The sequence below is a fragment of the Pandoraea sp. ISTKB genome, from assembly GCF_001721285.1.
In the GTDB taxonomy this organism is placed as follows: domain Bacteria; phylum Pseudomonadota; class Gammaproteobacteria; order Burkholderiales; family Burkholderiaceae; genus Pandoraea; species Pandoraea capi.
The window spans coordinates 37563-58157 of the sequence record NZ_MAOS01000023.1; the positions used below are offsets into that span (position 1 = coordinate 37563).

16 protein-coding genes and 1 tRNA gene are annotated in these 20595 nt (G+C 62.5%); 8 read left to right on the forward strand and 9 right to left on the reverse strand.

Translation table 11 applies throughout. The annotated features are described in order from the left end of the window. Positions 1-9: 9 nt before the first annotated feature. From A9762_RS06175 to mfd, 3 genes are all read right to left on the reverse strand, one after another. Complete coding sequence (locus A9762_RS06175) at positions 10-1296, reverse strand: MFS transporter (RefSeq protein WP_069341157.1); 1287 nt, start codon at positions 1294-1296, stop codon at positions 10-12. 238 nt (positions 1297-1534) lie between these two features. Then, a complete protein-coding gene (gene argE, locus A9762_RS06180; RefSeq protein WP_069341158.1) occupies positions 1535-2749 on the reverse strand; it encodes an acetylornithine deacetylase in 1215 nt (404 codons plus the stop codon). A gap of 337 nt (positions 2750-3086) precedes the next feature. Continuing rightward, positions 3087-6551 carry a transcription-repair coupling factor gene (gene mfd, locus A9762_RS06185; protein ID WP_069341159.1) on the reverse strand — a complete coding sequence of 1155 codons (3465 nt, stop codon included), beginning with the start codon at positions 6549-6551 and terminating at the stop codon, positions 3087-3089. A 109-nt stretch (positions 6552-6660) separates the two neighbouring features. On the opposite strand from mfd, the gene ispD reads away from it, so the two are divergent. Then, positions 6661-7383 carry a 2-C-methyl-D-erythritol 4-phosphate cytidylyltransferase gene (gene ispD / locus A9762_RS06190; RefSeq protein ID WP_069341160.1) on the forward strand — a complete coding sequence of 241 codons (723 nt, stop codon included), beginning with the start codon at positions 6661-6663 and terminating at the stop codon, positions 7381-7383. A 79-nt stretch (positions 7384-7462) separates the two neighbouring features. After that, positions 7463-7984 carry a 2-C-methyl-D-erythritol 2,4-cyclodiphosphate synthase gene (gene ispF, locus A9762_RS06195; RefSeq protein ID WP_069341161.1) on the forward strand — a complete coding sequence of 174 codons (522 nt, stop codon included), beginning with the start codon at positions 7463-7465 and terminating at the stop codon, positions 7982-7984. 199 nt (positions 7985-8183) lie between these two features. On the opposite strand, the gene A9762_RS06200 is transcribed toward ispF, so the two are convergent. From A9762_RS06200 to ompR, 4 genes are all read right to left on the reverse strand, one after another. Next, a complete protein-coding gene (locus A9762_RS06200) occupies positions 8184-8711 on the reverse strand; it encodes a carboxymuconolactone decarboxylase family protein (protein ID WP_069341162.1) in 528 nt (175 codons plus the stop codon). Positions 8712-8770: 59 nt separating this feature from the next. After that, positions 8771-9319: a peroxiredoxin gene (locus tag A9762_RS06205; protein ID WP_069341163.1), complete on the reverse strand. Its 549-nt coding sequence runs from the start codon at positions 9317-9319 to the stop codon at positions 8771-8773. Positions 9320-9559: 240 nt separating this feature from the next. Then, on the reverse strand, positions 9560-10900 hold the full coding sequence (locus tag A9762_RS06210; RefSeq protein WP_139133111.1) for an ATP-binding protein: 1341 nt from the start codon (positions 10898-10900) through the stop codon (positions 9560-9562). A 180-nt stretch (positions 10901-11080) separates the two neighbouring features. Then, a complete protein-coding gene (ompR, locus tag A9762_RS06215; protein WP_010808867.1) occupies positions 11081-11806 on the reverse strand; it encodes a two-component system response regulator OmpR in 726 nt (241 codons plus the stop codon). A 169-nt stretch (positions 11807-11975) separates the two neighbouring features. Here ompR and A9762_RS06220 point away from each other — a divergent pair, with 169 nt between their 5' ends. From A9762_RS06220 to A9762_RS06230, 3 genes are all read left to right on the forward strand, one after another. Next, positions 11976-12302, forward strand: a complete 327-nt coding sequence (locus A9762_RS06220; RefSeq protein WP_139133112.1) for a hypothetical protein — start codon at positions 11976-11978, stop codon at positions 12300-12302. A gap of 92 nt (positions 12303-12394) precedes the next feature. Then, on the forward strand, positions 12395-14068 hold the full coding sequence (locus A9762_RS06225; RefSeq protein ID WP_083253677.1) for a DUF1800 family protein: 1674 nt from the start codon (positions 12395-12397) through the stop codon (positions 14066-14068). Positions 14069-14166: 98 nt separating this feature from the next. After that, complete coding sequence (locus tag A9762_RS06230; RefSeq protein WP_069341166.1) at positions 14167-15393, forward strand: DUF1501 domain-containing protein; 1227 nt, start codon at positions 14167-14169, stop codon at positions 15391-15393. 200 nt (positions 15394-15593) lie between these two features. Here the strand turns inward: A9762_RS06230 and hpnD are convergent, their stop codons facing one another. Next, positions 15594-16469, reverse strand: coding sequence for a presqualene diphosphate synthase HpnD (hpnD, locus tag A9762_RS06235; protein WP_069341167.1), 876 nt, complete (start codon positions 16467-16469; stop codon positions 15594-15596). A gap of 289 nt (positions 16470-16758) precedes the next feature. On the opposite strand from hpnD, the gene A9762_RS06240 reads away from it, so the two are divergent. Continuing rightward, positions 16759-16845 (forward strand) — tRNA-Leu (locus A9762_RS06240). 801 nt (positions 16846-17646) lie between these two features. Next, on the forward strand, positions 17647-18402 hold the full coding sequence (locus A9762_RS06245) for an SDR family oxidoreductase (RefSeq protein ID WP_069341168.1): 756 nt from the start codon (positions 17647-17649) through the stop codon (positions 18400-18402). 230 nt (positions 18403-18632) lie between these two features. Here A9762_RS06245 and A9762_RS06250 read toward each other — a convergent pair whose 3' ends face one another. Then, positions 18633-19541 (reverse strand): AraC family transcriptional regulator, encoded by a 909-nt coding sequence (locus A9762_RS06250; RefSeq protein ID WP_069341169.1) that lies wholly within the window; start codon positions 19539-19541, stop codon positions 18633-18635. Positions 19542-19807: 266 nt separating this feature from the next. On the opposite strand from A9762_RS06250, the gene A9762_RS06255 reads away from it, so the two are divergent. Beyond that, positions 19808-20590, forward strand: a complete 783-nt coding sequence (locus A9762_RS06255; protein WP_371442510.1) for an SDR family NAD(P)-dependent oxidoreductase — start codon at positions 19808-19810, stop codon at positions 20588-20590. The last annotated feature ends 5 nt before the right edge of the window (positions 20591-20595 follow it).

Sequence of the window (20595 nt, forward strand, 5' to 3'; positions counted from 1 at the left end):
AGGCAAGACTCAGCGCAGGCCGAGCTTGCGGCTGCGCAGGAGCGCGGTAATGCTGATGATTGCGGCGAAGATCAGGTAGAAGCTCGGGGCGAGCTTGTTGCCCGTTGCGCCGATCAACCACGTGATGATAAACGGTGCGAAGCCGCCGAACACGGTCGCGGCGATGTTGTAGCCCAGCGAGAGGCCGGTCGTGCGCACTTGCACCGGGAACAGCTCCGTGAGCAGGGCGGGCAGCGCGCCGAAGTACGTCGTCATCAACAGGCCCAGCACGATCTGGAACACCATCAGCGAGCCGAACGTCGGATTCGCGTCAAGGAAGCGGAACATCGGATAGACGAGCACCAGCAGCGCCACGGCGGCGGCGAGCATCGGCTTGATGCGACCGTGCGTATCCGACCAGTGGCCGACGATCGGCGCCACGATCAGTTGCACCACGCCCGTGAGCAGCACGGCCGAGAAGGCGGCCGACGACGGCAGGCCGAGTTGCTTGACGGCGTACGTCGGCATGTAGAGCACGAGGTACGTGGCGACGGTCGCCATCACGACCACGCCGATGGCGAGCAGCAGGCGTTCCTTCTGGCTGGCGAACGTGTCGCGCAGCGGGCTTTGCGTCGGCTCGATGTCGAGGAATTCGGGTGTCTCGTCCAGACGGCGGCGGATGTAGTACGCCACCGGGCCGATCAGCAGACCGAAGAAGAACGGCACGCGCCAGCCCCACGACGCCATGGCTTCAGGCGACAGGTTGCCGGTGAGCAGCGCGCCGAAACCGGCGGCCAGCAGCGTGGTCAGGCCTTGCGAGGCGACCTGCCAGCTGGAGAAGAAGCCACGGCGCTGCGGCGCATGCTCGGCCAGAAATGCGGTGGCGCTACCGAACTCGCCGCCGGCCGAGAAGCCCTGCACCATGCGGGCGATCACGATCCCCACGGGCGCGAGCACGCCGATGGTCGAGTACGTCGGCATGAGCGCGATGAGCAGCGTGCCGACCATCATCAGCAGAATCGACAGCGTGAGGGCGGCCTTGCGTCCTGCGCGGTCGGCGTAGGCGCCGATCACGATGGCGCCCAGCGGACGCATGAAGAACGACACACCGAACGTGCCCAGCGTGAGCAGCAGGGAGACCGTATCGTTGCCCGTCGGGAAGAACAGCTTGGCGATGGTCACGGCGAAAAAGCCGTACACCACCAGATCGAACCATTCGAGCGCGTTACCGATCGAGGCCGATACGATCACACGCCAGGCGTGCGGGGAAGTGCGGGCGAGGGGTGCCGCCGCGTTGGGGGATGCGCTTGCGCTCATTGGCGAGATCTCCAGAACCTGTCAGACGTATGTGCTTGTTATCTTGCGGATGAATGTCCTGTGCGCCTTTGTTGAGGCGTCTGGTACTGCGGAATGCCGATGTTGCGGGTGAATCCGGTGAAGCACTTGCTGCCGCGAAGGCAACGGGCCGCATCCGGCAAACGGAATACGGCCCGCAGAGGGTTTCGTCACGTCACGAGAGCGTCCGGTCCGGATCGATTCAGGCCGGACGTCACGATCAGGCGCCGACGGTGTTGCTGCGAATCAGCTTGCGCAGGAACGATTCGCACTGGGCGATCTGTTCGAGCGAGACGAATTCGTTGGGCTTGTGCGCCTGTTCGATGTTGCCCGGGCCGCACACGATCGACGGCACACCGGCCAGTTGGAACTGCCCGGCTTCGGTGCCGTACGCCACCTTGCGCTTGTCGGTGTCCTTGGTCAGGGCGCGCACCAGTTGGGTGATGGCGTCCTGCTCCGAGGCGTCCAGCGCAGGTGCGGCGGCGACCTTCTTGAACTCGATGCCGGCGTTCGGATGCTCCTTCTGCATCTTCGGCACCAGTTCGTTGACGGCGTAATCCTGAATACGCTGGAAGATGCCTTCGGCATCGACGCCCGGCAGGTTGCGGTATTCGAAGACGAATTCGCACAGCGCCGGAATCGTGTTCAGGGCGATGCCGCCCGAGATCGTGCCCGTCTGCGCCGTGGTGAACGGCACGTCGAACAGTTCGTCGAACGGACCGTTCTGCTTGAAGTGATCGGCCAGATCGCGGATGTAGCAGATCAGACGCGCTGCGTATTCGATGGCGTTCGAGCCCTTCGGCGTGAGCGACGAGTGCGCCGCATGGCCGCGTACGCAGCACTGGTAGGCGTTGATGCCCTTGTGGGCGACGATCACGCGCATGCTCGTCGGCTCGCCGACGATACAGCCGTCCGGGCGGATACCGCGCTCACGCAACTCGGCGAGCATCACCGGTGCGCCCACGCAGCCAATTTCCTCGTCGTACGAAAAGGCGAAGTGGAACGGCGTCTTGAGCTTGGCGTCGCGCATCTCCGGCAGCATCGTCATGACCGAGCCGATGAAGCCCTTCATGTCGCACGTGCCGCGGCCGTACAGGTTGCCGTCGCGCACGACCGGCTTGAACGGATCGGTGTCCCACGCCTGGCCGTCGACCGGCACGACATCGGTGTGGCCCGAGAGGACGATGCCGCCCTGGGTGTTGCCGTCTGCCGCCGGCAGCGTGACGAACAGGTTGGCCTTGCGTTTGGTGGCGTCAAAAGACAGCCACGGCTCGACACCGGCGTGTTTGAGACTGTCGCGCACCGTCTCGATCAGGCCGAGGTTCGATTCGCGGCTCGTGGTGTCGATGCTGACCAGCTTCGTGATCCAGTCGACCGATGCCGGTTGGGCCTCGTGGGTGGCCTGCGGGGCGATAGCTTGGGAAGCGCTTGTCATTCGAATCTCCGGGAATCTTTCGTCATACGTGTAATACGTCTCTTACGTATTGCTACGGGGAAATGTTACTCAAAAATAATTTAGAGGTAAAAGGTTGTGTGAACAACCATTCTTGCCTCGCGGGAAAGGACGGGGAAAGTCCTAGGAAAAGGCACGCCGGGCGCGGGTTTGCCCGGACGTGCGAGAACGCGGGAGGGGCGGGAATTGCTGCACTGCACACGATTTCTTGCCGGTTTTATTGCCGCTTCCTGGTGATGTTTCGCGGCATTCGGCACGCCGCGCGGCGTGCTCGTGTGCAGGGCATCGGCAGACATGTCGGGCTATCCGGCCTCAAGTTTCACGCCGCCTTCGCTCCCGGTGAACCGAGCGCGCGCAGCGTCTCCTTGATGGCACGCACGCGGTCGGTCAGTTGCGCATGCTTGACCTCGATGCGCAGCTTGTCCTGACCGGCGAGCTTGATGTGACGATGCTTCTGCACGAGTTCGATGATGCGCATCGGGTCGACGGCGGGCGTCGGTTCGAATTGCAGTGCGATGGCTTCCTCGCTGGCGTCGATCTTGATGATGCCCAGCGGCTTGGCGAGCAGACGCAGGCGGTGCGTTTCGATGAGGGCCTGTGCTTGCTGCGGCAGCTTGCCGAAGCGGTCGACGAGTTCCTCCTGAATCGTGTCGATGGCGTCGGTATGCGTGCCGTTGGCCAGCCGCTTGTACAACGAGAGGCGTTCCTGAACGTCTCCGCAATAGTCGCTCGGCAGGATGGCGGGCACGTGCAGGTTGATTTCCGTGGTCGCGGCGAGCGGGGCCGTGAGGTCGGGCTCGCGTCCCGCCTTCAGGGCGCTTACGGCATCGGCCAGCATATCGGTGTAGAGCTGGAAGCCGATCTCGTGGATCTCGCCCGACTGCTTGTCGCCCAGCACTTCGCCCGCGCCGCGAATTTCCAGATCGTGCATTGCGAGGTAGAAGCCGGCACCCAGTTCTTCCATTTGCTGAATGGCTTCGAGGCGTCGCTGCGCTTGTTTGGTGAGCGACTTCGGATCGTGCACGAGCAGATAGGCATACGCCTGGTGATGCGAGCGGCCGACGCGGCCACGCAACTGGTGCAACTGTGCGAGACCGAACTTGTCGGCGCGGTGCATCAGGATCGTGTTGGCGGTCGGCACGTCGATGCCGGTCTCGATGATGGTCGTACACAGCAGCACGTTGGCGCGCTGGGTCACGAAGTCGCGCATCACGCGTTCGAGGTCGCGCTCATGCATCTGGCCGTGCGCGACGACGATGCGTGCTTCCGGCACCAGCGCTTCGAGTTGCGCCTTGCGATTCTCGATCGTCTCCACTTCGTTATGCAGGAAGTACACCTGCCCGCCGCGCTTGAGTTCACGCAGCATGGCTTCGCGGATCACGCCGTCTTCCTCGCGTCGCACGAACGTCTTGATCGCGAGACGTTTCTGCGGGGCAGTCGCGATCACCGAGAAGTCGCGCAGCCCTTCGAGCGCCATGCCGAGCGTACGCGGGATCGGCGTGGCGGTGAGCGTGAGCATGTCCACTTCGGCGCGTAGCGCTTTGAGTGCCTCTTTCTGGCGAACACCGAAGCGGTGTTCTTCGTCGATGATCACGAGACCGAGGCGCTGGAACTGAATGTCGTTCGAGAGCAGCTTGTGCGTGCCGATGACGATGTCGACCTGGCCCTCGTTGATGGCCTTCACGCTGGCGTTCACTTCCTTCGTGGTCTTGAAACGCGAGAGTTCGGCGATGCGCACCGGCCAGTCGGCGAAGCGGTCGGAGAAGGTCTGGGCGTGTTGCTCGGCGAGCAGGGTGGTCGGCGCGAGGATGGCGACCTGCTTGCCGTCGAGCACGGCGATGAAGGCCGCGCGCAGGGCGACTTCGGTCTTGCCGAAGCCGACGTCCCCACAGACCAGACGGTCCATCGGGCGGCCGCTCGTCATGTCGCCCATCACGGCAGCGATGGCCGCGGCCTGATCCGGCGTTTCTTCGAAGCCGAAGCTGTCCGCGAACTTCTCGTAATCGCGCGGTGACAGCTCGAAGGCATAGCCCGAGCGAGCGGCCCGGCGGGCGTAGAGATTGAGCAATTCGGCGGCGGTGTCGCGGATCTGCTGGGCCGCCTTGCGTTTGGCCTTCTCCCATTGTCCCGAGCCCAGCGAGTGCAGCGGTGCCGTGTCGGGGTCCGAGCCGCTGTAGCGCGAGATGAGATGCAGTTGCGAGACCGGCACGTACAGCTTGCTGTCGCCCGAGTATTCGAGATGCAGGAATTCGGTTTCGCCTTCGCCGAGATCCATGCTGACGAGGCCTTGATAACGTCCAATGCCGTGCTGGCTGTGCACGACCGGGTCGCCCACCTTCAGTTCGGCGAGATCGCGGACCATCGAGTCGACGGACGTCGCCTGTTCCTGACGACGCTTGCCTGCGCGGCGCGCAAGGCCCTCGTACAACTCGTTCTCTGTGACGAACGCCAGGTCCTCGGTCGGCAGCAGGAAGCCGGCGGCCAGCGGTGCGACACCGATGCAGAAACGTTTGTCCGACGTCAGAAAGTCTTCGAACGATTCGACGTTCGCCGGGCGCAGGTCGTTGTCGTGCAGCAGTTGCAGCAGCGTCTCGCGGCGACCGGCCGAGTCGGCACACAGCAGCACGCGAGCGGGCGTGCGCGCCAGATACGCGCGCAGCGCGGCGAGCGGGTCGTCGGCACGTCGGTTGATGGCCAGCGGCGGCAGGGGAATGGCCCAACTGCCGTCGCCCGGTGTGGGGAGCGTGAGACGCGCAAACGGCTTGGCGAGCGCGAAAAAGTCCTGATCGAGCAGGAACAGTTGTTCGGGCGGCAGCACCGGACGCTCACGGTCGTGCGACAGGAAGTTGTAGCGCTGACGCGTGTCGTTCCAGAAGCGATTGATCGCCGTGTCCAGATCCCCGACGAACACGAGTTGGGCATCGGCCGGCAGATAGTGGAAGAGCGTTGCCGTCTCTTCGAAGAACAGCGGCAGGTAGTACTCGATCCCGGCGGAGGGCACGCCGCTGCCGATGTCCTTGTAGATCGGGCTGCGGCTCGGGTCGCCCTCGAAGACTTCACGCCAGCGGCCACGGAAGGCCGTGCGGGCGGGCTCGTCGAACGGGAACTCACGACCGGGCAGCAAGCGCACTTCCTTGACCGGATACAGACTGCGCTGCGTATCGGGGTCGAAGGCACGAATGCTGTCGATGGTGTCGTCGAACAGGTCGAGACGGTACGGCAGGGCCGAGCCCATCGGATAGAGGTCGATCAGGCCGCCGCGCACGCAGTACTCGCCGGGGCGCATGACCTGACTGACATGTTCGTAGCCGGCGAGTGTGAGCTGCGACTTCAGACGGGCCTCGTCGAGCCGTTCGCCTTGTGTGAAGAAGAACGTGTAGGCGGCCATGAAGCTCGCCGGGGCCATGCGGTAGAGCGCGGTGGTCGCGGGGACCAGCACGATATCGCAGCGCTTCTCGCCCAAATCGTGGAGGGTGGCGAGACGCTCGGAGACCAGATCCTGGTGCGGCGAGAAAGTGTCGTAAGGGAGCGTTTCCCAATCGGGGAGCAGACGCACACGGGCTTCCGGGGCGCACCACTTGAGCTCCTGCTGAAGGCGCAGCGCATCGGTGGCCTGAGCGCACACGACGGCCAGCAGCGGCAGGCGCTCGCGGTTGGCTTCGAAATAGCGGGCGATCAGCAGCGCGTCGCTTGACGCGTGGGAGCCGGCGAAAGCGTAACGCTGTCCCGCTTTCACGAGCGGCACAGGCACGGTATTACGGGATAAGGCGTTGGCGGCGGACATAGGAAAAACGTTGCAGAAATGGCAAAGCACGGGGCTCCATTTGCGTGGGGCCCCGTGACAGTCGGTGTCTATTATAAAATCCCTGCTTTCTCCTTACCTGCGTTTTATCGTGAGCGACCGACTTTTTGCCGTGATCCCGTGTGCCGGGGCCGGCGTACGCGCCGGGGCCGACGTGCCCAAGCAATACCGAAGCGTCGGCGGACGTCCCATGCTTCACTACGCGCTCGCAGCGTTCGACGCGTGCTCCGAGTTCGCGCAGACCGTGCTGGTGCTGGCGCCGGACGACAGTCACTTCGACGGGCGGCGCTTCGGCACGCTGCGTTTCGCGGTGCGTCGCTGCGGCGGGGCGTCGCGTCACGCCTCGGTGCTGGGCGGCCTGCAGGCGCTCACCGAGTTCGGTGCACAGGATAGCGACTGGGTGCTGGTGCACGACGCCGCCCGTCCCGGCATTACGCCCGAGCTGATTCGCACGCTCGTGGGTGAACTGCGCGACGATCCCGTCGGCGGTATTCTCGCGTTGCCGGTGGCCGATACGCTCAAGCGCGAGCAGTCGCCGGTCGAGAAGAGCGGGCTGGCGGCTATTCAGGCCACCGAGTCGCGCGATGGCCTGTGGCAGGCGCAAACGCCGCAGATGTTCCGTCTTGGCATGCTGCGTCACGCGCTGGAAGACGCGCTGGCGGCCGGCGCCGAAGTCACGGACGAAGCCAGCGCCATCGAGCGCATCGGTCATGCGCCGAAACTCGTGCGCGGCAGTCTGCGTAACTTCAAGGTGACGTATCCCGAGGATTTCGCGCTTGCCGAGGCATTTCTCGGCACGGCCAAACCGGTCTGAGCGCTTGACCGCCTGATCGTTCTGCAAAGCCGGGTTCGCTGGGCCCGGCGCTTCGTATTTCCGCTTTTGGCGACTCCACATGACTGAACAAGCTGTTTCTCCCGTATCCCTTGCCTCATTGTCCAAGCTGCGCATCGGTCAGGGCTACGACGTGCATGCGCTCGTGCCGGGCCGTCCGCTCGTCATGGGTGGTGTGACGATTCCGTTCGAGCGTGGTCTGTTGGGCCACTCGGACGCCGACGTTCTACTGCACGCCATTACCGACGCAGTGCTCGGTGCGGCGGCGCTGGGCGACATCGGCCGTCATTTCCCGGACACCGATCCGACGTTCAAGGGCGCGAACAGTGTCGTGCTGCTCAAGGAAGCGATGCGCCGCGTTCGCGAGCAAGGCTACGAGATCCTGAATGTCGATTGCACGGTGATCGCGCAGGCGCCGAAGCTCGCGCCGCATATCGCTGCGATGACGCAGTCGATTGCCGATGCGCTCGGGGTGAGCGTTGGTCAGGTCAACGTGAAGGCGAAGACCAACGAGAAGCTCGGCTATCTCGGTCGACAGGAAGGGATCGAAGCACAAGCGGCTGCGTTGCTGATCGGTCGCTGATCGGCAGGGCGGGGGCGTCGGGTTGTACCGGACGCCCAGCAACGAACCACGCAAAAACGGCGCTGCCGGATTCGTCCGGTAGCGCCGTTTTACTTGACGACGGCTTATGCCGTCATCGTCTCGCGAGCGGTGTCCGGGGCGCTTGGGGAACCCCGGCTAACGCTTGCTGTGTCGTGGCAGCTTATGCGGCTTATGACGCTTATGCCGCTTCCGCAGCGATAACCTGCGCGGCAGCGTTGACGACAGCCGCGATGCGGCCCACGTCACGCAGTTGCGCGGTGCTCATGCCGTGTTCGGCGCTGAGCAGATGCGCGTGCGACTTCACGCAGAAGTGGCACTTGCCGACGATGGACGCGGCGAGCGCGTACATCTCGAAACGACGCTGATCGACACCGCCACGCGTGGCATAGCCGTTCATGCGGAGCTGCGCCTTCTCGTTCTTGAGCTCGGCGTTGTCCGCCATCTCCAGATACGGATACCACGTGTTGTTCATGCCCATGAGCGCGGCAGCGGTCAACGCGCCTTCAAGCTCTTCCGGGGCCAGCACGCCGGCTTCGCGGATCGCCTTGACGATCGGCTGGCTCTTGGCGGCGAAGGCAGCGGCCAGCGCCACGCCCACGGCATCGTTGCCTTCCAGCGAGGAGCGGGCGATGGTGCCGTCGAGGTTGAGGCGAATGTCCTTGGCGTAGTCAGGAATCTGCGCCTTAATCGCGGTGAGGAATTCCATAAATTTCTCCTATTGCTTTGGGCTGAAAAAGCCCGCTTTCGCGGGCTTCGAGACGACGCTTACAGCGTTGCACCGCCGACCGCGCGGTTGCACGGGCAGAGTTCGTCCGTTTGCAGGCCGTCCAGAATACGCAGCACTTCTTCTGGGTTACGGCCGACGTTCAGGTTGTTCACCGAAACGTGCTGGATGACGTTGTCCGGGTCAACGATGAACGTTGCACGCAGGGCCACGCCGGCAGCCTTGTCACGCACGCCCAGTTGGTCGATCAGAGCACCGGTCGTGTCGCCGAACGCGTAGTGGTTCAGCTTGTTCAGATCCTTGTGCTCACGGCGCCATGCCAGCTTCACGAACTCGTTGTCGCCCGAGCCGCCGAGCAGCACTGCGTCGCGATCTGCGAAGTCGTTGGCCAGCTTGCCGAATTCCACGATTTCGGTCGGGCACACGAACGTGAAGTCCTTCGGGTAGAAGTAAATGATCTTCCACTTGCCCGGGAACGACGCTTCCGTGATCGTTTCGAAAGCCGACACGCCGTTTTCTTCGTGGTTGTTGAAACCAGGCTTGGCCGCTTCGACCGAGAACGCTTCGAGTTTATCGCCGACAGTCTTCATCGATTACTCCTAAATTTAGTGCGGTTTATGTTGTGACGCCGCATGGCATCGCAACTAGCAACTGACCGGGATCACGCGATCCCGGTCAACCAAAGCAGTATACGCTATCAAAACTATGATAGCAATAGCTTTATTTTATACGGGGGATAGTTAAAACAAATCCCGTCGATAGGATTTTGCGGCACGGCGTGACGCGAAACCTTGAGCATAGCCAATATTTCGCTCGCTCACATCAAACACTTATTTAGCAAGCGGAAATGACACGATGATTTCAAGTCCCGAGCCGGGGCGAACGTTGCGCAGCGAGGCGTGACCCTTGTAACGGGTGGCAATGCGCTGGACGATTGCCATGCCGAGGCCGGTGCCGTCCGCTTTCGTGCGCGCGGTGTCCACGCGATAGAACGGGCGGAACACGAGATGCAGCTGTTCTTCGGGAATGCCGGGGCCGGTGTCGCGCACGCGCATTTCCACGCGCTCGCCCAGCACCCGTGTCGTGACATGGACGTTGGCGATGTCGGTTTGCGCATCGCGGCCGTACTTGCGGGCATTCTCGATCAGGTTCGTGAGCAGACGTTTCAGGTCGGTCCGCTCTGCGAGCACCGGTGCCGTGTCGGCCAGTTCGACGCTCAGGTTGATGTCTTCGCGTCCCTCGAAATTCGCGGCGGTATCGCGCGCGATGTCCGAAAGGTCGATCGACTGGGGCGTGCGCGACGCAGGACGGGCGTAATCGAGGAAGCGGCCGATGATTTCGTCCATTTGCTCGATGTCGCTGATCATGTCGCGCTTGACCGTTTCATCCGACGGACTCATCTCCGTCTCCAGTCGCAGGCGGGCGAGCGGCGTGCGCAGGTCGTGCGAAATACCTGCGAGCATCAACGCGCGGTCGGCTTCGAGGCGGTCCAGTTCCTCCACCATCTGGTTGAAGCTGCGGTTGGCTTCGGCCGCTTCTCCCATGCCGCGTTCGGGCAAGGGGTCGGGGCGCTGGCCTTCGCCGATGGCGCGTGCGGCGTGCGCGAGCCTTGCGAACGGCCGGTTCACGAGCGCGGTGATGAAGGCCGCGCCAATGAGCGAGAGCGCGAGGGCGAACGTCCCCCAACTGAATAGCTGAAGGCCGGTGGCCGTGTCGATCCGGTCTTGTTCGATGGCGACCCAGTAGTCGTCTTCATCGATCTTGAAGCTGATCCACATGGCCGGAATGTCGTTGACGGCGGCGGCGATGACCGTGTCGGTGCCGAGTCGTCGCTGGACGTCGCGCACGATCAGGTCCTGCACGACGCCGGCGGGAGGTTTCTCGACGGCGTCGGCCGGCTCGCGCGGGTACACGCGAATGCCTTCGTTGCTTTCCAGATCCTGGAGCAGCGCGCGCCGCAGGTCGGGCTCCGAGTAGAGCAGGGCGGTGCGCGTGAGCTTGACGATGGAGACGAGCTGTTGCGCGACGCGTTGCGCGCGGGGCTCGCGTTCGATCACGCGAAAGCTCTGATACCAGGCGGCGAGGCTGACACCGATGAGCAGTGCGATGAGGAAAAAGGTACGCCAGAACAGACCGCCGAACAGCCCGCGTACCATCCGTATCGGATGCATGGGGTTGCTCCGTCTAATGCGTGGCTTGAGCGTGTCGGGTCGTCCGAAGCACGGTGTGGCGGGGGCTCAGGGGAGCCACGTCGAACGGCATGGGAGACGATGAGACGCAAGACATGACGCCGGTGCGAGACAGGATCGCGACCGGCGTCGTTTCAAAGCTTGAGGCGTGATGACGGCCGATCACGCGCCGCCGTCCGGGATGAACACGTAGCCGAGCCCCCAGACCGTCTGAATGAATCGGGGGCTGCCCGGATCCGGCTCGATGAGCTTGCGCAAGCGCGAGATCTGCACGTCGAGACTCCGGTCGAAGACTTCATATTCACGCCCGCGCGCGAGTTCCATGAGCTTTTCACGGGAGAGCGGCTGACGCGGGTGACGTGCGAAGACTTTCAGTACAGAGAACTCGCCCGTGGTGAGCGCGATTTCCTGGCCGTTCTTCGTGAGCGTGCGCGTCGCGAGGTTCAGCGCGAAGTCGCCGAACTCGAACGTCTCCATGGTTTCGCTGGGCGCACCGGGAAGTTCGGGCGGTGCCTGACGGCGCAATACCGCGTGGATGCGCGCGACGAGTTCGCGAGGATTGAACGGCTTCGGCAGGTAGTCGTCTGCGCCCATCTCGAGGCCGACGATACGGTCGACATCCTCGCCTTTGGCCGTTAACATGATGATCGGCGTGCGGTCGTTGGCGCCACGCAGACGGCGACAAATAGACAGACCGTCTTCACCGGGGAGCATCAGGTCGAGCACGAGCAGATCGAAACGCTCGCGCACCCAAAGCTTGTTCATAGCCGTTGCATTCTCGGCCACAAAGACATTGAAACCCTGTTCCCCGAGGTAACGACGAAGCAGGTCGCGCAGGCGCGGATCGTCGTCGACAACCAGAATTTTGGGAGAGTTTTTGTTTTCCATGCCACGTATCTTAGCCCGAAATGTTGCGAACTGAGGAGACCGCCAAAGCGGGTTACAAAGGGTTACACAATTTACCCTACGGCTTGTGCGCTGACCATAGGCAGTGGGTACACTTGCACGCCTGCCGGGGCAAAAAACAGCCGCATGGCATGAAGGACATACGCACAAGATGAGATGGGCTGCTGAGTTGACGTTACTGTTCGGGGGAATCATGCTCTGGGGACACCTGGGCGTGACCTATGCCCGTCCCGTAGCGCATTTCAGTACGCAGACCTACGGCGCGAGTGGCTCGCGCGTTCAGCATGCAGCGCCGGCACCGTCACCGCGCAATCCGTCGAAGAAGGCGCAGCAGCCCGACCCGCAAGCCGATCGACGCAACGACGATCTCCCGAATACGCCGCCCGGCCGCCGTCCCAATGGTCATATGTCGCCGGAAGACCGACGATTGCTGCGTCAACACATTCAGGACGCCGTGCGTGAACTATATAGTCACTGATACTGGATACGACGAGCGCTTCCTGCCGTCCAAGTCCAACGCATAACGCTTCCCCGAAAACGCCAGTGATCTCATTTTGACGCGAGCGTGCCATGAAGCCGAAACGACATCCGCCAGCCTCTGCCGACGCTGGCTTTTTTTGCGCCTTTGAAAAGCGACGCCGCTTGGGCGTGGCGGCTGCCGTTGGGTTGGCGGTGGCTTTGGGGGCGCCTCTGGCCCAGGCGGCTGACACCCATGCTGCCGACGGGGCACGTTCATCTCATCCGCCCCATGTCAGGGCGTCGAAGTCAGCAAAACCGACTGTGGATCCATCGTCACGCGAATTGACTGCTGACGATGCCCGCTTTCTGCTCACGCGCACGGGCTATGCTCCGGACGCTCGCGAGTTGGCGCCATTCATCGGGATGACCCGGGCGCAGGCCGTCGACCGGCTGCTGGCGCAAACCCGCCGCACGGCGGTGACGCCGCCTCCCGTCTGGTCCGCCGATCCGCCGCTCTACGGCGCTCCCCCGAAAACCATGACGGACGAGGAGCGTCGCGCACTGAATGAGCGGCGAAACCGTACGGCGGCGTCGCTCTCGGGATGGTGGGCGCAGGAGATGGCGACGACGCCGTCGCCACTGACCGAGCGCATGACGATGTTCTGGCACAACCACTTCGTGTCGAGTGACGACAAGGTCCGCGAACCGGGCGTGCTGTACCGCCAGAACGTGCTGCTGCGCGCCAACGCGCTGGGCAACTTCGGTGTGATGCTGCACGAGGTGTCGAAGGATCCCGCGATGCTCATCTATCTGGATGGGGCGGGCAGCCGGAAGGGGCGTCCGAACGAGAATTTCGCGCGCGAAGTGATGGAGCTGTTCACGCTGGGCGAGGGGCATTACACCGAGCAGGACGTGCGCGAAGCGGCGCGTGCCTACACCGGGTGGAGCATCGATCGGACGACGATGACGTATGTCTGGCGTCCCAACGTGCATGACAGCGGCACGAAGACCGTGCTGAATCAGACGGGCGATTTCGACGGCGACCAGATGCTCGACATTCTGCTGGCGCGTCCGGAGACCGCGACGTTCGTCGTCGGAAAATTGTGGCGCGAGTTCGTGTCGCCGACGCCCGATCCCGCTCAGGTCGAGCGTATCGCCAATGCGTTTCGCGCGAGCGGCTACGACATCAAGGTAGCGATGCGGGCGTTGTTGCTGACGCCGGTGTTTTGGGACGCGCGTATTCGCGGCACGCTGGTTAAGTCACCATCCGAGTTCGTCACCGACACGGTGCGCGCATTCGACATCGGTTATGACGATCCGCAAATGCTGGCGCAGCAGATGCGCGTGTTGGGGCAGGACATCTTCCGTCCGCCCAATGTGAAGGGGTGGCCGGGCGGCGATGCGTGGATCGACAGCACGACCTTGCTGGCGCGCAAACAGTTCGTCGAGCGCATGTTCCGTGCGACGGAGAATGCGAATGCCGGTGGGGCGTCGGCGATGTCGCTGTCGTCTTCGCTCTCGTCGACGACGCGCCTGGGCGTGCAACGCACGGCGTTCGGTGCGGGCAAGCCGATGCCGCGGACTGTGGCGGGCGTGCGCTTCGACCTGTCTCGCTGGCTGCAACCCTATGGGCTGGGGCCGGTCGATGTTCCGGACGAGGCGTCGCGCGAGGCATTGCAGCGTGGTGTGTTGCCGTTTGCGCCGGCGACGCCGCAAGCCGCGGGCGTCAACAGTGCGTCCTTTTTGCAAGCATTGCTGATGGATCCGGCGTATCAGTTGAAGTGAGGGCGATGCCCATGGACGACTTTCTCGCAGGGCAGCCTTGCGTCAAGACTGGATGTAGGGCGGCGAGGTGATGCGGGGTAGGTCATGAGAGGTGTGAGATGCAACGACGCGATTTTCTGACGTTCGCCGGTGGCCTTGGGGCGGCGTGGCTGACCCCGACGCCGGTGTTGGCGGCGGCCCGCAACCTGTCTGGCGGCATGCCGGGTTTGGGGAGCCATTACGACAACCTGTTGATCCTCATCGAATTGAAAGGGGGCAACGACGGGTTGAACACCGTCATCCCTTATGCCGATCCGATGTACGCGAGCCTGCGTCCGAACATTGGGGTGAAGCGTGACCAGGTCGTGCAGCTTGACCCGCGCAGTGGTCTGCATCCGGAGATGCGGGCGTTATTGCCGATGTGGCAGGCGAAGGAGTTGGCGATCGTGCAGGGTGTGGGGTATCCGCAGCCGAATCTGTCGCACTTTCGCTCGATCGAGATATGGAATACGGCGTCGCGCTCGGACGAGTATTTGCGGGATGGCTGGTTGTCGCGCGCGTTTGCCGAGCAGGCGGTGCCACCGGGATTCGATGCCGACGGCGTGATCGTCGGCAGCGCGGAACTCGGGCCGCTTGGCGGAGGTGCGCGAGCAGTGACGTTGACGAATCCCGTGCAATTCCTGCGTGACGCGAATCTGGCGTCGGCCAATGCGTCGCAGGTGAGCAATCCGGCATTGGCGCACGTGTTGCGTGTCGAGAACGACATCGTCAAGGCGGCGGACGGGTTGCGTCCGCGTCAAGGGCAGTACGTGTTGCGCACGCCGATGCCGCAGGGCGCGTTCGGCAATGTGGTGAAGACGGCGTTGCAGGTGGTCGCGGCGGCTGATTCGTCGACGGGGGTGCCTCAGCCGGGACGTGGCGTAGCGGTATTGCGTCTGACGTTGAACGGGTTCGATACGCATCAGAATCAGCCGGGGCAGCAGGCGAATCTATTGCGTCAGTTATCGCAGGGGATGATGGCGTTGCGAGCGGGGCTGACGGAGTTGAACCGCTGGCAATCCACGATGATCGTGACGTATGCCGAGTTCGGGCGACGTCCGCGAGAGAACCAGAGCAACGGCACGGACCACGGCACGGTCGCGCCGCACTTCATTGCGGGCGGACGCGTACGTGGCGGCTTGTATGGCGAGGTGCCGAGACTGGATCGTCTGGATGGCAACGGCAATTTGCCGTTCGCCGTCGACTTCCGGGATGTGTACGCCACCGTGCTGCAAAACTGGTGGGGCCTGAATCCGCAGACGGTGCTTGGCGGCGCGTTCAAACCGCTGGATGTGTTGCGGGTTTGAGGGGGGGCGATTGATTTGCCTGTGATGGGGAGGCTTGAGTCGTCAGGTGGTTGCTCGTGAGGCTGAGACGATGGCTGCGCGTCGCGGCGCTGGATGCCGGCAGGTTTGCGACTCATTAGCCGCCCAGGCCGATGGGTGCCATGCGGGCTCGATGGGGCGGTGCGTACCGGTGATTGGACGCACCAGTTCAGTAAGTCATATCAGCGAGCGCGCCAGGCTTTCCAGAATTTGCGCAGCGGCGTGAGGTCGATGCGTTGATGCAGCACTTGATAATCGCTGGCGGCGACTTCGTCCATCAATGCCAGTTGCAGTGCTGCGAGGGCGAGCAAAGGACGTTGCTTGCGACGATCACGTTTGGGAATGGCGGCGGCCGCTTCGACAATGGCCTGACGCGCTCGCGCGTGCTGGAACTTCATCAGATCGACGAAGGCGGGCGAGTACTTGCCGTTCTGGATATCGGCGGCGGTGACGCCAAAGCGCTGAAGTTCGTCGATGGGGAAGTAGACGTAGCCAGATCGCGCATCGACGCCGGCGTCCGTGACGCGTCGGCCGAGCGTAATCGCGTGACCGAGAGCGCGAGCAAGGGCTGGTGTTTGCGGGTCGTCGAATCCGTAGACGTGCGCGGCGAGTTCGGCGGGGGCGCCGCCGGCGGCGTCGCAATAGTGGGTGAGACCGGCGAAGTCGAGATACCGCATTTGCGACAGGTCCATCTCGGCGCCGTGCAGGACGGCCTCGAAGGCTTCGCGTGACAGCGCGGTGTGCTTGACGACGGGGGCGAGTGCCCGGGTGACGGGATGCGCGGGGTTGCCCGCGAAGAGTCGCGCGAGTTCTTGACGCCACCAATCGAGCTTGGCGTGAGCGACGCCCGGATCATGGACGGCGGCGTGGATATCCCCGATTTCCTGACTGAACGCGTGGACGGCGTAGGCGGCATCGCGTTTGGACGGTGGGAGTTGAAGCAGGGCGTAGTAGAGCGCGGAGCCGGGCGGGCCGGCTTTCTGGCGACAATACTCGTTGGCTTGAGCGGGATTGGCAGCGGAGCCGGGGGTATCGTCGGCGGTCTCGTGGGGTTGCATGCGAATGGGGTATGGGTTTGGTCAGATGCCCGGACGCGGTTGCGCAGGCGCGCAGCGGGGGCAAATGCCATGAATTGGTGCGAATTCTAGCATTTGACGCACGGGGCACGCGTGAGACGCCCGATGGACGACCGGAGATTGCTCGTTAAAGTCGGTTCATGTAGAATACGCGCCTACTTTGACGCATGCAGCAGGGCGGTAACCAGCCGCCTTCATGTCCTACCGGACCACGTGTGCCGTCGACCCGATGCCGGGATGTCGCCTTACCCAGTGCCGACACCCACGGGTTGCGAGGATGGCGAAATTGGTAGACGCACCAGGTTTAGGTCCTGACGCCCGAAAGGGTGTAGGGGTTCGAGTCCCCTTCCTCGCACCAACTCCCCTTTTTGGCATCGGTTCTGTAGTTCTCACTTCTTCCCGCAATATCTCGCAAACGCTTGCCGAATAAGGTAGGGCGGAATTTTTGCGTCGATTCTGATTGTTCGTAGTACGCCTTTGCACCTCAAATCCGCTGCACCAATTGCGATAACAACATGGGTCCCGCAACCCAGGGCGCCTTTCTTGCCCCTCACTTGGTCGCTGCCGTTTGGTGATCTTCCGAATATTCAAATTCGTCGCACTCCACTTTACGGCAGATGCAGACCTGTGGAACGCCCATGCTGTGGGCCACGCGCGGCCGCAGTGATCTCGACTTGCCATCGCGCCGAGGTTCCGCTCGCATCCGCACGCCGAATGGTTCACTAAACTCCTTTCCTGCATGGCATTTTTTCTGTCATGTGTTCTGACTGAGCTGAAGAGAGTTGGCCCCGATGTTGCCCACATCGGGGCTTTTTTTCGCAGAAATCGAGGCACTCCCGTTGTACCCACCCTGACATCACTCAAAGTTGACGCCCCGCTACCCACGGCGCTAAACTCCGCTTCGCAGCCATCTTCATGGTCATGCCGCAGGCGTTATCGTCATCCAACGCGCCCAACCGAGTGGGCCTCAGCAGAGGGAACTCGATGCACAGGCGCCACGGTAATGCTTTCTGTTTTTCATTCCTTTGGCTAAGGCTTCGAGACCATGCTTATCGCATGGGGACGAACTACGCATAATCGTTTCGCATGCGTAGCACCCAGAGGGATGTATCCGTGGCTTTCCTGACGTGATTTCACGCCACCCATGGAAAGACGCATCATGAAGACGACTGGAAATACGATTCTCATCACCGGCGGTACAAGCGGTATCGGCCGCGCGCTCGCCGAAGCTTTTCACGATCGCGGCAATCGCGTGATCGTGACGGGGCGACGTCAGGCACTGCTCGACGACATCACGGCAAAACGTCCCGGAATGATCGGGCTCCCGCTAGACCTCAACTCGCCAGCCTCCCTGGCCGTCGTGCTCGACGAGGTCCGCACTTCCTACCCCCAACTCAACGTACTCATCGCGAACGCCGGTATTTCGAAACCGGAAGACGTGACGGCCGGCGACTGGAGCGGCACCGACGCCGAGGCCATCGTGCAAACGAATATCCTTGGCGTCATCCGCGCAGCCACGGTGTTTCTACCGTTGATCAAAGGGCAACCGAACGCCGCGATGCTGGCGACCAGTTCAGCCCTCGCGTTCCTGCCACTCGCCAGCTTCCCGACGTACTGCGCAAGCAAGGCGTTCCTGCATTCATGGCTTGTATCGATGCGGCATCAGCTTTGCGATGTGCCTGTCGAAGTCCTTGAGTTGCTACCGCCGTATGTCCAAACCGCCCTGACGGGGACGCAGCAGGCTACCGATCCGCGTGCAATGCCACTGAGCGATTACGTGGGGCAGGTGATGCAAATGCTCGATCACGGGCAGCATCCGCGCGGTGAGCTTTTGCTCGATCGCGATCTCGCGCGTCGATGGGCCGAGCGGGATGGATCGTATGACGCAATCTTCGCCAGCATGAATCCGCGATAACAAAGCGGATTGGGCCAGTGGCAGCCATGCACTGGCCCGGAGGTTAATCGCTCTTCTGTCGTAAAGGAACACTCACCCATCGCGCCGATATCGACTTCGGTGCGAAAGCCAATTGCGGCACCGGCATCCACATGAACTCATAGCGCAGGCGACAGTGATGACGCCGACGGTCAATCGGCGATAGCACCCGTTATCCCGATGCCAAACATCCCGATGCCAAGCGCGCCTCTTCAGTGATTCGCCGCAATTCCCTCAAGCCGTATCGCGGGGGAAAGTGAAAACGCGGCTTTCATCTCGCGGGCTTCTTGCCCGGGGCTGCGTCCGAAGAGTCGTTTGAATTCCCGGTTGAACTGTGACGCGCTCTCATATCCAACACGCGCTGCCGCGGCCGCAGCGGTCGTTTGATCGCGAATGATGAGCAGACGTGCCTGATGCAGTCTTATCGATTTGATGTACTGAATCGGAGACGTCCGCGCTATGGCCTTGAAGTGCGCGTGAAACGTCGGAATGCTAAGGCCTGCCTCGCGTGCCAGCGTCGCCACGTCCAGCGGGTACGCATAGTCGTGATGGATGCGACGTAACGCACGCGAGATTCGTCCGAAATTGCCTCGGCTTGCCAGCGCAGCGCGAATGGCGCCACCTTGCTCTCCAACCAGCACCCGAAAGCACAACTCCCGAACGATCCCCGGTGCAAGTACCTTCGCCTCTAAAGGCGACGACAACGCACGCAACAACCGCAGCGTGACATCCGCTAACGTTGCGTCCAATGGCGTTGACACAATGCCCTCGGGTGCCGCGCTCACGGGTGTTTCATTGGGGGACAACTCCATCACCAGATCCGCGACCGCCGTCATGTCCAATGACACGGATACCGCAAGCAGAGGATGCGTCTCGCTCGCATCGGTTTCTGTAGAAAAGGGCAGGGGGACGGAAAGCACAAGGTAGTGCTGCGCATCGTAGTGAAAGACACGATCCGCCAGATACCCTCGCTTGTGTCCCTGACAGACGATGACGATGCTCGGCTCATAAAGTACCGGTGTCAGTCCCAATGGCCGATTGGCGCGCATGAAACGCACCCCGTCCAGCAGCGAGCGCGTGTAGCCCTCGTGAGGCGCGAGTCGTCCAATGAGCGCAACCATTTCCCGTTGCGGTAGGGAAATGGGTTCAGATCGAAACCTGGGGTGAGGTAAGACAGGCGACATGGCCATGACAGATGGGCTTTAACGAATCAGCAACGATTCTGCTCACATTCGGCATGTTCATCAAGGTGATCGATAGGAATAGGCAATCATCCAATAGGACCTTGTCTATTCGGGATGTGGGTGCGCCCCTAGCATTGAATCCTGACGCTCGCCCCTGTAATCCGGCATACCGACGGATTGGCGCGGGCAAACGGAGAATTAGCATGGATTACGCTCAACAAGACATGGCCCCCTGTGCCTCGTCGTCGCGACCTTTCGATGGCCGGGTGGCCATTGTGACCGGTGCCGCCAGCGGTATCGGTCGTGCCACGGTCGAATTGCTGCGCCACCGGGGCGCAAAAATCGTTGCCGTGAGCCTTGGCGAGGACGTGATGTCGCTAGCCGCCCCCGACGTCGTGCCGTTGGTCGCCGATGTGGCGCAGGAAGCCAGTGCAGCGGTCGCCGTCGATGTCGCGCTAAGTCACTTCGGTCGGCTCGACATCCTCGTCAACAACGCCGGCATCATCATCAACAAGACGGTCTCCGATATGAGTCTCGATGACTGGAATCGGGTGATGGCCGTCAACGCAACCGGGGCATTCCTGTTCTCCCGCGAAGCCATGCGCCCCATGACGACTGCCGGCACAGGCGCCATCGTCAACGTCGGTTCATACGCATGCTTTCAAGCGTTTCCGACCATCGCGGCCTACGCGGCATCCAAAGGCGCACTCGCGCAATTGACACGTGCCCTGGCGTTGGAGGCCATTCCACATGGTATTCGCGTGAACGCCGTCGGCTCAGGCGACGCCGTGACCAACATTACGAATCACATTCATCAGGATGGGCCGCGCTTCCTCGCGGAGCATGGCCAGAAAGCGCCGATCGGACGCGCTGCACAACCCGCAGAAATCGCGGAAGTCATCGCATTTCTGGCCTCGGATCAGGCCAGCTACATCGTCGGCTCCGTGCTGATGGCCGACGGTGGCATGAGCATTACCGTTTCCTGAGACAT